Origin of the sequence: Burkholderia stagnalis (assembly GCF_902830275.1) — a bacterium.
In the GTDB taxonomy this organism is placed as follows: Bacteria; Pseudomonadota; Gammaproteobacteria; order Burkholderiales; family Burkholderiaceae; genus Burkholderia; species Burkholderia stagnalis.
The window spans coordinates 829,646-842,687 of the sequence record NZ_CADESW010000001.1 but is presented as its reverse complement, the minus strand read 5'-3'; the positions used below and the strand labels follow the sequence as shown (position 1 = coordinate 842,687).

The 13,042-nt window shown below is 70.0% G+C and carries 12 protein-coding genes and 1 pseudogene; 10 read left to right on the top strand and 3 right to left on the bottom strand.

Going from position 1 to position 13,042, the window contains the following annotated elements:
* The first annotated feature begins 56 nt into the window (after window positions 1–56).
* On the top strand, window positions 57–839 hold the full coding sequence (locus HWY45_RS03620) for an ABC transporter substrate-binding protein (protein WP_059886334.1): 783 nt from the start codon (window positions 57–59) through the stop codon (window positions 837–839).
* Between the two features lie 80 nt (window positions 840–919).
* Window positions 920–2,110 carry a porin gene (locus tag HWY45_RS03615; RefSeq protein WP_059886336.1) on the top strand — a complete coding sequence of 397 codons (1,191 nt, stop codon included), beginning with the start codon at window positions 920–922 and terminating at the stop codon, window positions 2,108–2,110.
* A gap of 21 nt (window positions 2,111–2,131) precedes the next feature.
* Here the strand turns inward: HWY45_RS03615 and HWY45_RS36710 are convergent.
* Window positions 2,132–2,281 (bottom strand): annotated as a pseudogene (locus tag HWY45_RS36710) (LysR family transcriptional regulator); the annotation flags it as partial.
* Between the two features lie 109 nt (window positions 2,282–2,390).
* Between HWY45_RS36710 and HWY45_RS03610 the strand changes: the two are divergent.
* From HWY45_RS03610 to HWY45_RS03595, 4 genes are all read left to right on the top strand, one after another.
* Window positions 2,391–4,340: an arylsulfatase gene (locus HWY45_RS03610; protein ID WP_059886338.1), complete on the top strand. Its 1,950-nt coding sequence runs from the start codon at window positions 2,391–2,393 to the stop codon at window positions 4,338–4,340.
* A 10-nt stretch (window positions 4,341–4,350) separates the two neighbouring features.
* On the top strand, window positions 4,351–5,394 hold the full coding sequence (locus HWY45_RS03605; protein ID WP_059886340.1) for a formylglycine-generating enzyme family protein: 1,044 nt from the start codon (window positions 4,351–4,353) through the stop codon (window positions 5,392–5,394).
* A gap of 125 nt (window positions 5,395–5,519) precedes the next feature.
* The gene (locus HWY45_RS03600; RefSeq protein ID WP_059886342.1) at window positions 5,520–6,338 is read left to right on the top strand and encodes a MetQ/NlpA family lipoprotein; all 819 of its coding nucleotides are present in this window, start codon (window positions 5,520–5,522) and stop codon (window positions 6,336–6,338) included.
* Entirely contained in the window at window positions 6,332–7,294 is a 963-nt protein-coding gene (locus tag HWY45_RS03595; protein ID WP_059886344.1) for a YkgJ family cysteine cluster protein, read from the top strand. Before HWY45_RS03600 ends, HWY45_RS03595 begins: the two co-directional genes overlap by 7 nt.
* Window positions 7,295–7,546: 252 nt before the next feature.
* Here the strand turns inward: HWY45_RS03595 and HWY45_RS03590 are convergent, their stop codons facing one another.
* Window positions 7,547–7,945, bottom strand: a complete 399-nt coding sequence (locus tag HWY45_RS03590) for a nuclear transport factor 2 family protein (protein ID WP_059564128.1) — start codon at window positions 7,943–7,945, stop codon at window positions 7,547–7,549.
* A gap of 82 nt (window positions 7,946–8,027) precedes the next feature.
* Here HWY45_RS03590 and HWY45_RS03585 point away from each other — a divergent pair, with 82 nt between their 5' ends.
* Window positions 8,028–8,984: a LysR substrate-binding domain-containing protein gene (locus HWY45_RS03585; RefSeq protein ID WP_059886346.1), complete on the top strand. Its 957-nt coding sequence runs from the start codon at window positions 8,028–8,030 to the stop codon at window positions 8,982–8,984.
* A gap of 227 nt (window positions 8,985–9,211) precedes the next feature.
* Complete coding sequence (locus HWY45_RS03580) at window positions 9,212–9,544, top strand: antibiotic biosynthesis monooxygenase family protein (RefSeq protein ID WP_059886348.1); 333 nt, start codon at window positions 9,212–9,214, stop codon at window positions 9,542–9,544.
* A gap of 9 nt (window positions 9,545–9,553) precedes the next feature.
* Here HWY45_RS03580 and HWY45_RS03575 read toward each other — a convergent pair whose 3' ends face one another.
* Complete coding sequence (locus tag HWY45_RS03575; RefSeq protein ID WP_059564125.1) at window positions 9,554–10,486, bottom strand: LysR family transcriptional regulator; 933 nt, start codon at window positions 10,484–10,486, stop codon at window positions 9,554–9,556.
* A gap of 205 nt (window positions 10,487–10,691) precedes the next feature.
* Here HWY45_RS03575 and HWY45_RS03570 point away from each other — a divergent pair, with 205 nt between their 5' ends.
* A complete protein-coding gene (locus HWY45_RS03570) occupies window positions 10,692–11,465 on the top strand; it encodes a putative hydro-lyase (protein ID WP_059886350.1) in 774 nt (257 codons plus the stop codon).
* Window positions 11,466–11,621: 156 nt separating this feature from the next.
* On the top strand, window positions 11,622–12,923 hold the full coding sequence (locus HWY45_RS03565; RefSeq protein ID WP_059886352.1) for an MFS transporter: 1,302 nt from the start codon (window positions 11,622–11,624) through the stop codon (window positions 12,921–12,923).
* Window positions 12,924–13,042: the final 119 nt, after the last annotated feature.

Sequence of the window (13,042 nt, the reverse complement as noted above, 5' to 3'; positions counted from 1 at the left end):
GACGGAAGCGGCGCCGAATGCCGCGACGATTTCGGTTGAACACAAGGAGACAAGCAATGAAACAGTGGATGGCGGCGCTCGCGGTGGCGCTGGCGGCAGGCTCGGCGCACGCCGGCGATTGGGCGGGCAAGGAGATCCGCCTGGCGGTCGACCCGACCTACCCGCCGCTCGAATACAAGCTGCCCGACGGCACGCTGGCGGGCTTCGGCATCGACATCACGAATGCGCTGTGCGCGGAGCTGCGCGCCCGCTGCGTGTGGGTGGAGTCGAGCTTCGACGGGATGATTCCGGGCCTGCTCGCGCGCAAGTTCGACGTGATTGCATCGTCGATGACGATCACGCCGAAGCGGATGCAGCAGATCGCGTTCACGAACCGGATCTCGAACGCGCCTGCCCGCCTCGTCGTGCGCAAGGGCGCGCCGCTGCTGCCGAGCGCCGAATCGCTGAAGGGCAAGCGTGTCGGCGTCGAGCAGGGCTCGGCGCAGGCCGACTACGCGATCGCGAACTGGCAGCGGGCCGGCGTGCAGATCGTGTCGTACCCGAACCAGGACCAGGTGTACGCGGATCTCGTGTCGGGCCGGCTGGACGCGGCGTTCCAGGCGTCGATCGCGGCGAGCGACGGGTTCCTGAAGAAACCGCAGGGCAAGGACTTCACGTTCGCGGGCGACGCGATCGACGATCCGAAGTACTTCGGCCAGGGCGACGGGCTCGGCTTGCGCAAGCAGGATGCCGATCTGCGCGAAGCATTCAATCGCGCGCTCGCGGCGATTCTCGCGAACGGCACGTATGCGCGCATCAACCGGAAGTATTTCGACTTCGACATCTACGGCGCGAAGTAGGCAGGGCGGGCGACGCCCGGCATGAGGAGAACGGGCCGCGCAACGCGGCCTGCGCATCACATAATTTATAAGGATCACATATGAACTGGAGATCGGCCTGCGTCATCGTCCCGGCGCTGTGCGCCGCACCGGCGCTCGCATTCGCGCAAGGCAGCGTCACGCTGTACGGCCTCGTCGATGCGGGCATCGACTATACGAGCAACGTCGGCGGCCGCAGCGCATGGCAGATGGCGAGCGGCTTCGCGCAGGGCAGCCGGTGGGGCCTGAAAGGCACGGAGGATCTGGGCGGCGGCTACAGCGCGCTGTTCCAGATCGAGAACGGCTTCAACGTGAACAGCGGCACGCTCGCGCAGGGCGGCCGCGCGTTCGGCAGGCAGGCGTACGTCGGCCTCGCGGGCGAGCGCTTCGGCACGCTCACGCTCGGCCGGCAATACGACTCGGTCGTCGACTATCTCGCGCCGACGACCGCGAACGGCAGCTGGGGCGTCTACCCGTTCTCGCACCCGCTCGACAACGACAACACCGGCAACACGTTCCGCGTGAACAACACGGTGAAGTACGCGAGCCCCGACTTCGCGGGTTTCTCGTTCGGCGGCACATACGGCTTCAGCAACGATACGAATTTCGCCAACAACCGCCAGTGGAGCATCGGCGCGCAATACGAGCACGGCGGGCTGCTCGTCGGCGCCGCGTTCCTGAACGCGAACAACCCGGGGGCGACGTCAGGCGGCGCGATCGCGGGCGCGGGATCGGTCGGGGCCGATGCGAACTTCGTGTCCGCGCGGCTGCGGATCTTCGGCGCGGGCATCAACTACACGGCGGGGCCCGCGACCGTCGGGTTCGCCTACACGAACAGCACCGTCAGCCGCCCGAGCGCGAACGTCGGCTACCTGTTCGGCGACGAGACGATCCAGCCGATTGCAGGGCCGCTCGCGGGCGGCACCGTGACCGCGCTCAAGTACCAGAACTTCGAAGTGAACGGCAAATACCAGTTCACGCCGGCTTTCTTCGTCGGCGCGCAGTACGTGTACACGCTCGCGCGCTACGAGGCGACCACCGGCAGCGTGAAGCCGACGATCCATTCGATCGGGCTGATGGCCGACTACGCGCTGTCGAAGCGCACCGACGTCTACCTGACGGGCGCATACCAGAAGGTCGCGGGCGATGCGACGGGCTCGTCGCTCGACCAGGCGCTCATCCCGGGCGCGCCGGATCTGTCGTCGACGTCGAGGCAGCTGATGGTGCACGCGGGGATCCGGCACAAGTTCTGATCGCCGCGCACACGGGGGCGCTCATGCAGCGGGCGGCGCAACGTCAGCCGCCCGCTGCCCGAGCCGTTCCTGCGGGAATTCGATGAAGCGCTGCGTTTTCGCCGGCAGCAGGCACGTTTCGGCGAGCGCGTGTACGGGCAGCGGCGTGTGCCGCCAAGCGGGAAGGTGACGCCCGCGCCGCGTCAAATTCTCCGCCCTCCTTAGCATGTGACGAATCGGACTTTGGCCGCCGCGGGCGCGCGGCTAACATCGCCGCTCCCGATGAACGAGCGATACAGCAATGACCCAGCCCGCTTCGCCTCCGCATGCATTCCGATCCAGCCTGATCTGCGCCGCGCTCGCCGGCGCGCTGTCGCTCGCGTCGTGCGGCGGCGTCGACAGCGCCGCGCCGCCGCAGGCCGACGCGAGCACGCCGGCGAAGCGCCCGAACATCCTGTACATCATGGCCGACGATCTCGGCTATTCCGACATCCACGCGTTCGGCGGCGAGATCAACACGCCGAACCTCGACGCGCTCGTGCAGTCGGGCCGCATCCTGTCGAACCATCACGCGGGCACGGTGTGCGCGATCACGCGCGCGATGCTGATCTCCGGCACCGATCATCACCTCGTCGGCGAAGGCACGATGGGCACGCCGACCGACGAGCGGCGCGGGCTGCCCGGCTACGAAGGCTACCTGAACGACCGCGCGCTGTCGGTCGCGCAACTGCTGAAGGACGCCGGCTATCACACCTATATCGCCGGCAAGTGGCATATCGGCTCCGGCATCGTCGGCAGCGCGACCGGCGGCGGGCAGACGCCCGATCAATGGGGCTTCGAGCGCAGCTACGTGCTGCTCGGCGGCGCGGCCACCAATCACTTCGCGCACGAGCCGGCCGGCTCGAAGAACTACACCGAGGACGGCAGCTACGTGCAGCCGGGCCAGCCCGGGCAGCCGGGCGGCGCGGGCGGCAGCCCGGCCGTGTTCTATTCGACCGACTTCTATACGCAGAAGCTGATCGCGTACATCGATTCGAACCGGCGCGACGGCAAGCCGTTCTTCGCATACGCGGCCTATACGTCGCCGCACTGGCCGCTGCAGGTGCCCGAGCCGTGGCTGCACAAGTACGCGGGCGTGTACGACGCGGGCTACGACGCGATCCGCAACGCGCGGATCGCGCGGCAGAAGGCGCTCGGGCTGATCCCGGCGGATTTCAGGCCGTTCGACGGGCTGCCCGAGACGCTCGCGGCGTCGCCGGCCACGCCGAACAACGGCACGGCCGGCGCGAAGTACATCAGCGCGGTGCACGCGCCGGCGGACGGCTACGCCGACTACGGCCCCGGCAAGGTGGACAAGCTGTGGTCGAGCTTGTCGCCGGCCGAACGCAAGGCGCAGGCGCGCTACATGGAGATCTACGCGGGCATGGTGGAGAACCTCGACTACAACATCGGCCTGCTGATCCAGCACCTGAAGGACATCGGCGAATACGACAACACGTTCATCATGTTCCAGTCGGACAACGGTGCTGAAGGCTGGCCGATCGATTCCGGCGCGGACCCGACGGCGACCGACACCGCGAACGCGCAGGACCCCGTGTATTCGGCGCTCGGCACCGACAACGGCAAGCAGAACGCGCAGCGGCTGCAATACGGGCTGCGCTGGGGCGAAGTGAGCGCGACGCCGTTCCGGCTGACCAAGGGCTTCTCGGCGGAAGGCGGCGTGTCGGTGCCGACCATCGTGCGCCTGCCGGGCCAGCAGCGGGCGCTGCCGACGCTGCGCGCGTTCACGCACGTGACCGACAACACGGCGACGTTCCTCGACGTCGCGGGCGTCACGCCGCCGTCGCAGCCGGCGCCGCCGCTCGTCAACACGCTGACGGGCGTCGACCAGAACCGCGGCAAGGTGGTCTACAACAACCGCTACGTGTATCCGGTGACGGGCAAGTCGCTGCTGCCGGTGCTGAGCGGCACGGGCAGCGGCGAAGTGCACACCGCGCCGTTCGGTGACGAGGCATACGGCCGCGCGTACCTGCGCAGCGCCGACGGCCGCTGGAAGGCGCTGTGGACCGAGCCGCCGGTCGGCCCGCTCGACGGCCACTGGCAGCTGTTCGACCTCGCGTCGGATCGCGGCGAGACGACCGACGTGGCGGCGCAGAACCCGTCGCTGATCCAGAGCCTCGTCGAGCAGTGGAAGGCCTACATGAGCAACGTCGGCGGCGTCGAGCCGCTGCGTCCGCGCGGCTATTACTGAGGCGGCGGCGATGCGGCCCTGGCTCATCGGCGCGGCAGGCGCCGCCGCCCTGTTCGCCGCCGCGTTCGCGCTCGGCTATGCGAATTCCGCACCGGCGCGCGCGGACGGCTTCGACGGCGCGAATCGCGGCCGCCCGCTCGCGCCGCTCGGCTCCGAACGGCAGTGCGAACGCTATTCGGGGCTGCCGGCGCGATGGCGCGACGATCCGAACGCGGGGATGGTGCACCTGCGCGGCGGCGCGTTCGTGTTCGGCAGCACGCGCGGCTATCCGGCCGAGCGCCCGGCGGGCGACGGCCGCACGCGCGTCGGCGGCTTCTGGATCGACCAGACCGACGTGACGATCGCGCAGTTCGCCGCGTTCGTGCAGGCCACCGGCTACGTGACCGACGCGGAGCGGCAGGGCGGCGCGGCGGTGTTCCACGTGCCGACGCGCGATGAGCTGAACGCGCGCGACCTCGCGTGGTGGAGCTGGGTGAAGGGTGCGTCGTGGCGGCAGCCGCGCGGCCCCGGCAGCACCGTCGACGGGCGCGGCAACCTGCCCGTCACGCTGGTCACGCAGCGCGACGCGCTTGCGTATGCGCGCTGGCTCGGCCGCGACCTGCCGACCGAGGCCGAATGGGAATACGCGGGCAAGGCCGGGCGCGACGACGCATCGCTCGACGCCGCGCCGCGCGATGCGCAGGGCAAGCCCGCCGCGAATTACTGGCAGGGCGCGTTTCCGGTGCTCGACACCGCGGAGGACGGCCACGCGGGGCTCGCGCCGGTCGGCTGCTACGCGGCGAACGGCTTCCGGCTCTACGACATGATCGGCAACGCGTGGGAGTGGACCAAGGACGCGTATACGGGCCCGCATCAGCCGCATACGAACGGCGACACTGCGGCCGTCGCGCCGCCGACGCGCCGGCACGACACGCCGATGGTGATCAAGGGCGGCTCGTTCCTGTGCTCGCGGGACTACTGCGTGCGCTATCGGGCGTCGTCGCGCGAGCAGCAGGAGGCCGATCTCGCGGCGTCGCACATCGGGTTTCGCACGGTCCGGAGGGATGCGTCTTGATGCGCGGGGTGAGGGATGTTGCCGTGCGTTCGGCGGCTGCGTGCGGCGTCGCCGGTCGGCTTCGGTGTGGTCGTGATGGACGTGCGACGAAGCGTGCGTTTTGTTCGATCGCCGCGCTGCTGCTGATGACGTGCGCTGCGGCACATGCGGCGACCGCGGCCCCGGCGGCCCCAGCGGCTCCGGCAGCCCCGGCAGCCCCGGCAGCCCCGGCAGCCGCACCCGCGGAAGCGCCCGTGCGCGTCGGCGTGACGCGCGGCGTGCATGCCGAGATCCTCGACGAAGTGAAGCGCGTCGCCGCCGCGCGCGGGCTGCCGGTCGACGTCGTCGTGTTCGACGACGCCGCGCGCATCGACCGCGCGCTCGCCGAAGGCCGCATCGACGCGGCGAGTTTCGAGGATGCGCAGCGCCTTGCCGCGACGCGCGCCGCAACGGGCTACGCGCTCGCGCCGGTCGCGACGACGGTGACGCTGCCGATGGCGCTCTATTCGCGCAAGCTGCGCAGCCTGAACGACCTGCGGCCCGGCGCGACGGTCGCGATTCCGGCGGACCGGGCCGGGATGGCGCGCGCGCTCGTGCTGCTGCAGAACGACACGCTGCTGACCTTGCGCGAACGCGCGGGCCTGCATGCGACGCTGCGCGACGTGACCGGCAACCGGCTCGGCCTGAAGCTCGTCGCGCTGCGCCGCGAGCGCCTCGCCGCCGCGCTGGACACGACGGCGTTCGTCGTGATCGACAGCGACGATGCCGCGCGTGCGGGGCTGCAGCCCGCGCGCGACAGCATCGGCATCGAGGACGCGCGCTCGCCGTATGCGAACGTGCTGACGGTGCGCGACGCCGATCGCGCGAAGCCGTGGGTCGGCCGGCTGGTGGCCGCGTATCACTCGGACGACGTCGCGAAGTTCGTCCTGACGCGCTATCAGGATTCGGTGCGGCGGCCGTGGTAGACACGTACCTTCTCGCGTGCCACGCGTGCGGCCGCTGCTGCAACAGCGCGCCGACGCTGTCGCTGCGCGAGCTGTTCCGGCATCGCGACCGCTTCGTCGGCGCGCTGGCGATCCAGCGCGTGCCGGCGCGGCGCGTCGGCGAACGCGTGCGTACTGGTGGCACCGAGCATGTGCTCGATGCGGACGATGTCGCCGCCTGCGACGCGCTTGCCGATGCACTGTTCCATCGCGCAAGCGGCAGCCGCCACGGATGGCTCGCGCTGACGCTGCAAGGCTACGACTATCCGTCGCTCGGCCGCTGCTCGGCGCTCGCGGACGACGGGCGCTGCACGATCCACGCGGACAAGCCCGCGATCTGCGGCGCGGTGCCGCTCGATCCGCTGCTGCCGGATCGCCTGCAGCCGCAGGTGCTGGCGGGCCGGCGCGCGCAGGCGGCATGGTTCGGCGCGAACTGCATTCGCGAGGCGGCCGATGCGGAAGACGCGGCGGAAGGCGTGCGCGTGATCCCGTTGATCGCCGCCGGTCGAATCGACGATGCCGCCGCGCTCGCTGCATGCCGCGACGCGCTCGTGTTCGAGCGCGCGGTGTGGCGCGATGCAGTGTTCGCGTCGCTGAGCGACGGCGCGCAGGCGTTGAACGACGCGTTGTCGCGGCTCGCGCCGGGCGGTTATCTGACGATGTCGATCGTGCCGGTGCTGCTGGCCGTCGCGCGTCTCTCCGAACGTTGCCGCGCGCTGTGCGCGGACTTCATCGAGCGTCAGCTCGCGCTGATCGACGCGCGCATCGAAGCGGCGCTCGCCCGCCGCCATCCCGACGACCGGCCCGCGACGCGCGAGCTGCGCGGCTTCGCGCAGGCGTATGCGCATGCGCGGCAGGCGCTGGCCGAGCTGCCGTCGCAGGCGGATGTCGCGCCTGCGGATGCGTCGCGTGTGGAGGCGTGGCTCGACGTTGCGTGACGTCGGCAGGCAACCCGGCAACCCGGCAGCATCGGGCACCGGGCACCGGGCGTCGGGCATCGGGCATCGGGCATCGGGCATCGGGCATCGGGCATCGGGCATCGGGCATCGAGCACCGGGCACCGGGCACCGGGCACCGGGCATCGGGCATCGGGCACCGGGCACCGGGCACCGGGTATCGGGCATCGGGCACCGGGCACCGCGCGTGTCGCCGTTCGACGATCCCGCCGGGCCGTGGCGGCCGCGCTGCCGCTACGCGTATTTGTCGCCGACCGTGCTGCGCAGCGGATGCGTGTCGTAGAGGATGATCATCTTCACGATCCGGCCATGCTCGTCGAACTCGAAGACGTCGACACACTCGAACGTCACCGCGGTGCCGTCTTTCAGCCCCCAGTCGTAGACGAAGTACGCGGTGGCGCGACGCGCACCCGTCGTGCTCGCGCAAATATCGATCGGGGTGATCCGGCTTTGGCCCGATGCCGCATCGACCTTTGCAAAGAACGCCTCAGGGTGCATCCATCCGAGAAACGGGGAATGGATCCGGGCGTCGGGCGCAAACAATGCGCAGATCGCGGCGACGTCGCCGCGCTCCAGTTCGCGAAGGTAAGCGCGGATCTGGCGCGTGTATAGTGCATCGGACGACAGGACCATGATCTGGCTCCGGACAGAAGGTTCGTGTGGCGACCCGCGCCAGGGGGCGCGGATCGGATCGAGCCACGATAGCGATGCGCCGATGACCGAACAACCGAATTATTCGCAACCCCCGTATGCGGGGCACGCATACCCGCTGTCCGATCTGACGCGGGCCTTGCCTCCGCTGCCCGCATTCCAGGCCTTCGTCGCCGCGGCGGAACTCGGCAGTTTCAGCCGGGCCGCCGATCATCTCTGCCGTACGCAGGGCGCAGTCAGCCGTCAGGTGCAGCATCTCGAAGCCCACTATCGATGCGCGCTTTTCGTGCGCCACGCGTCGGGGCTGACGCTTACGCCGGAAGGGCGCGCGCTGCTGGCGGTCGCCGTGGACCTGCTCACCCGGCTCGTTCGCCACGAGGACGCGCACGACCGATCGCCGTCGGTGCTCACGCTGCGGCTGCCGTCGACGTTCGCGATTCGCTGGCTGCTTCCCCATCTGCCCGTGATCAGCGAGGCGCTGCCCCGGACCGAGCTTCGCATCCACACGTCGGCGGACGATACGCCGGATTTCACCGCATCCGACGTCGACGCGATGGTCGTGCGCGGGCCCGGAAACTGGGCGGGAATGGACGCGATACCGCTGTTCGAGGAAAACCTTGCGCCGATGTGCACCCGCGAGCTGGCGGCGTCGCTGCAATCGGTGGCTGACCTCCGGCGCGTCACGCTGCTCCATCCCGCTCACGGTCGGGAGGAGTGGCGATGCTGGCTCGATCACGTCGGGGCAGCGTCGATCGACGCGAACCGCGGGCTGCAGTTCGATACCCTCGAATTGACGCTCACGGCCGCCGCGCAGGGGCACGGCGTGGCAATCGGCGACCCCCGGATGGCGCGGGACCGCCTCGAGGCCGGCGCACTCGTGATGCCGTTTCGAGACATCGCGCAAAACGGCCTGGGCTATTTCCTCGTGTATCCGTCCGCGCGCGCGGCGCAACCGAAGATTCGCGCGCTCGCTGATATCCTGACCCGGCTCGCACGGGAAGCGCGATCGATGCCTGCGTGACGCGCGGCGCGGCGCATGATGACCCGGCGACCCGGCGACCCGGCGACCCGGCGACCCGGCGACCCGGCGACCCGGCGACCCGGCGACCCGGCGACCCGGCGACCCGGCGACCCGGCGACCCGGCGACCCGGCGACCCGGCGACCCAGCGACCCAGCGACCCAGCGACCCGGCCGGCTCCGCATGTCTTACACTCCCGGCTCTTTCAATCGTCCGCCGAGGCAGCGCCATGTATTCCTCCACGTTCATCTTCAAGGCCGGGCAATACGACGACGAATTCCATCGCCTCGACCAGCAGATTGCCGACATGGCGCGCGCGATTCCCGGCTATCTGGGCGAGGAAACCTGGGAGAACGCCGGCGAAGGGCTCATCCAGAACATCTACTACTGGGAATCGGAGGAGGCGCTGCAGCAATTGATCGCGCATCCGGCGCACCGGGAAGCGAAGGCGAAGCAGGCCCGCTGGCTCGACGGCTACCGGGTCGTGATCGCGAAGGTGCTCAGGGAGTACGGCGACGGCGGCTGCGTGCGGCACGCCGCCGCCGCCGGCCAGCCGGGCTGATCGCCCCCGTCACAGCGCCTCCACCAGCTTCCTGTTGCTCTTCTCGCAATACTCGTGGCACGCGGCGCGCGCCGCGATCGACGCGCCGTGCACGAAGCGCGGCGCATCGGCGCGCCGCGACATCGACACGACGATCGACGGCGGCGACGGCTGCAGCGGCAGCTCGACCACCTCGCCGCTTTCGATCAGCGCATCGACGAACAGCCGCGGAATCGCGGCCACCCCGAAACCGTCGCGCACGAGCTGCACGATCACCGAGATCGACGGCGAGCCCGTGATGCGCGTGTCCGACAGCGGCACGCCGTGCGCATGCGCGAGCGTGCGGACGATGTCTTCCAGCGCGCGATGCGGCGCGGTGCCGCGCCCGAACGTCAGGATCGGCTGGCGCAGCACCTGCCGCGCGAGGCCGGTGCGCGTGTGCGGCAGCAGCCCCGCGCGCGCGATCCAGCGCACCGGATAGTTCGCGAGCGCGTCGCACACGACCGACGCCTCGTCGCTGCCCTCCACCCGGATGATCAGGTCGAGCTCGCCCGCCATCAGCCGGCGCTGCAGCACCACGCTGACATCCACCGTCAGGTCGATCTCGAGCTGCGGATAGTCGGCCGCGAGCCGCCGCATGTAGTGCGGCAGCCAGCTGTGCACGACCGTCTCGATCACGCCGAGCCGCAGCTTGCCGCGCAGCGCGCTCTCGCCGGACGCGGCGGCCTGCAGCTGCTGCGTCGCCTCGACCACCGCCTTCGCATAGCCGAGCAGGTATTCCCCGTTCGGCGTCAGCCGGAATTCGCGGCTGTCGCGATCGACGAGCACGGTCTGCAATTCGTCCTCGAGCGCCTTCAGGCGCTGCGAGATCGCGGCCGGCGTCGCATGCAGCGCGGCCGCCGTGGTGCGGAAGTTGCGCAGCTTCGCGAGCGTGACGAAGGTATCGAGGAAACGCGTGTTCATGGCGGTCGGAAAGGCGGTGGGCGTGCAGCTTGCCCTGCACCAAAAGTGAACGGGACCGGGGAAAACCCGGGGATTCGTTAAGAAATTCTATACACGCCGCGCAAAAAAACTCGTTGGCGGTCAATTTTTTTCTTTTCTATTCTTCGCCGTATCCGATGACACACCCGCGTCATCCCGCCCAACTCCCGACGTGCACCCGAACACCATGATGCCTTCCGAATTCCGCCAGTCCGTGCGCCGCGGCGCGTTTCGCGGCCCGACCGCCGGCCACTGCGGGCCGTACGCGCAAGCGAACCTCGCGATCCTGCCCGATGCATACGCGCACGACTTCCTGCGCTTCTGTCAGGCGAATCCGAAGGCCTGCCCGCTGCTGGGCGTCGGCGAGCCGGGCGACTTTCGCGTGGACGCGCTCGGCCGCGACGTCGACATCCGCACCGACGTGCCGAGCTACAACGTCTACCGCGACGGCCGCCTGACCGAATGCGTCGACTCGCTCGAAGCGCTGTGGCAGGACGATTTCGTCGTGTTCGCGATCGGCTGTTCGTTCTCGTTCGAGGACATGCTGGCGCGCGAGGGCATCGGGCTGCGCCACGTCGAAGAGGGCCGCAACGTGCCGATGTATCGCACGTCGATCCCGAACCGCCGCGCGGGCATCTTCGGCGGCGAGCTCGTCGTGTCGATGCGGCCGATGCGCGGCGCCGACGCGATCCGCGCGGTGCAGATCACGAGCCGTTTTCCGGGCGTGCACGGCGCGCCGATCCATATCGGCCATCCGCGGGAACTCGGCATCGCCGATCTCGGCGCGCCCGATTTCGGCGACGCGGTGACGATCCGCGACGGCGAGCTGCCGGTGTTCTGGGCGTGCGGCGTCACGCCGCAAACCGCGCTGATGGCCGCGAAGCTGCCGCTCGCGATCGCGCATACGCCGGGCCACATGCTGATGACCGACATCACGAACGCGTCGCTGGCCGTGTTCTGACGCAAGGGGCGGCCGCCCGCCCAAACCCGTCACGGCGCGCGCCGCGCCGCGACCGCATTCCATCCGCCCGGCCGGAGGGCGACGCGCACCCGCGTCGCGGCAGCCGGCGGCCCATGACGACGATTGTTAGCGCGCACTTCGAACTGGAGCGACACCATGGACAGCAAGACCCTGACGGCACCGCCCGCCACCGACCCCGCGCCCGCCGGGCGCGGCGGCCTCTTTTCGTGGTATTCGGAGACGGGGCCGCGCGAGCGCCGCGCGTTCTGGAGCTGCAAGGTCGGCTACATGCTCGACGGGATGGACACGCAGATGCTGTCGTTCGTGATCCCGACCCTCGTCGCGACCTGGGGCATCTCGCTCGCGGACGCCGGCTTCATCGGCACGCTGACGCTGCTCGCGTCCGCGCTCGGCGGCTGGATCGCCGGCATCCTGTCCGACCGGATCGGCCGCGTGCGCACGCTGCAGCTCACGGTGCTGTGGTTCGCGGTGTTCACCGGGCTGTGCGGGCTCGCGCAGAACTATCACCAGCTGCTCGCGGCGCGCGCGCTGATGGGCTTCGGCTTCGGCGGCGAATGGACGGCCGGCGCGGTGCTGATCGGCGAGGTGATCCGCGCGCGCGACCGCGGCAAGGCGGTCGGCCTCGTGCAGTCCGGCTGGGCGATCGGCTGGGGGCTGTCGGCGCTGCTCTACGCGCTGCTGTTCTCGGTGCTGTCCGCCGAGTATGCATGGCGCGGGTTGTTCCTGATCGGCCTGCTGCCCGCGCTGCTCGTCGTCGTGATCCGCCGCTATGTGAAGGAGCCGGACGTCTACGAGAAAGCGAAGGCCGCGCAGGCGCACGTCAGCGACACACCACGCCTCACCGAGATCTTCGCGCCGGCGCTGCTGTCGACCACGCTGCGCGCGGCGCTGCTGACGACCGGCGCGCAGGGCGGCTACTACGCGATCACGACGTGGCTGCCGACCTTCCTGAAGACCGAGCGGCACCTGACGGTGATGGGCACGGGCGGCTATCTCGCGACGATCATCGTCGGCTCGTGGGTCGGCTACCTGGCGAGCGCGTACCTGACCGACCGGCTCGGCCGCAAGCCGAACTTCATCCTGTTTGCGCTCGGCTCGATGGTGATCGCGTTCTCGTATACGTCGCTGAACCTGACCAACGCGTCGATGCTGTGGCTCGGCTTCCCGCTCGGCTTCTTCGCGTCGGGCATCTTCTCCGGGATGGGCGCGTTCCTCACCGAACTGTTCCCGACCCGCGTGCGCGGCTCGGGCCAGGGCTTCTGCTACAACGTCGGCCGCGCGGTGGGCGCACTGTTCCCGTTCCTGATCGGCGCGCTGTCGAAGCACTACGGCCTCGGCGTGAGCATCGGGATCTTCGCGGTGGCCGCGTACGGCGTGCTGATCGTCGCCGCGCTGACGCTGCCCGAAACCCGCGGCCGCGAACTCGACGCGGCCTGAGCGCCGGCCGGGCGCCGTCACGCGCCCGGCTTCCCGGCGAAAGGCGCGCGGCATGCGTGCCGCGCCCCTGCAGCGCCCCTTTCCTTCCTGACGACGCCTGTCGCGACGCGGTGTGCACG

Excerpts from the sequence above, each read along its gene's own strand:
- HWY45_RS03610 (WP_059886338.1), top strand. The coding sequence starts at position 2,391 with ATGACCCAGCCCGCTTCGCCTCCGCATGCATTCCGATCCAGCCTGATC.
- HWY45_RS03615 (WP_059886336.1), top strand. The coding sequence starts at position 920 with ATGAACTGGAGATCGGCCTGCGTCATCGTCCCGGCGCTGTGCGCCGCA.
- HWY45_RS03620 (WP_059886334.1), top strand. The coding sequence starts at position 57 with ATGAAACAGTGGATGGCGGCGCTCGCGGTGGCGCTGGCGGCAGGCTCG.
- HWY45_RS03585 (WP_059886346.1), top strand. The coding sequence starts at position 8,028 with ATGACCGAACAACCGAATTATTCGCAACCCCCGTATGCGGGGCACGCA.
- HWY45_RS03605 (WP_059886340.1), top strand. The coding sequence starts at position 4,351 with ATGCGGCCCTGGCTCATCGGCGCGGCAGGCGCCGCCGCCCTGTTCGCC.
- HWY45_RS03570 (WP_059886350.1), top strand. The coding sequence starts at position 10,692 with ATGATGCCTTCCGAATTCCGCCAGTCCGTGCGCCGCGGCGCGTTTCGC.
- HWY45_RS03575 (WP_059564125.1), bottom strand. The coding sequence starts at position 10,486 with ATGAACACGCGTTTCCTCGATACCTTCGTCACGCTCGCGAAGCTGCGC.
- HWY45_RS03590 (WP_059564128.1), bottom strand. The coding sequence starts at position 7,945 with ATGGTCCTGTCGTCCGATGCACTATACACGCGCCAGATCCGCGCTTAC.
- HWY45_RS03565 (WP_059886352.1), top strand. The coding sequence starts at position 11,622 with ATGGACAGCAAGACCCTGACGGCACCGCCCGCCACCGACCCCGCGCCC.
- HWY45_RS03580 (WP_059886348.1), top strand. The coding sequence starts at position 9,212 with ATGTATTCCTCCACGTTCATCTTCAAGGCCGGGCAATACGACGACGAA.
- HWY45_RS03600 (WP_059886342.1), top strand. The coding sequence starts at position 5,520 with ATGACGTGCGCTGCGGCACATGCGGCGACCGCGGCCCCGGCGGCCCCA.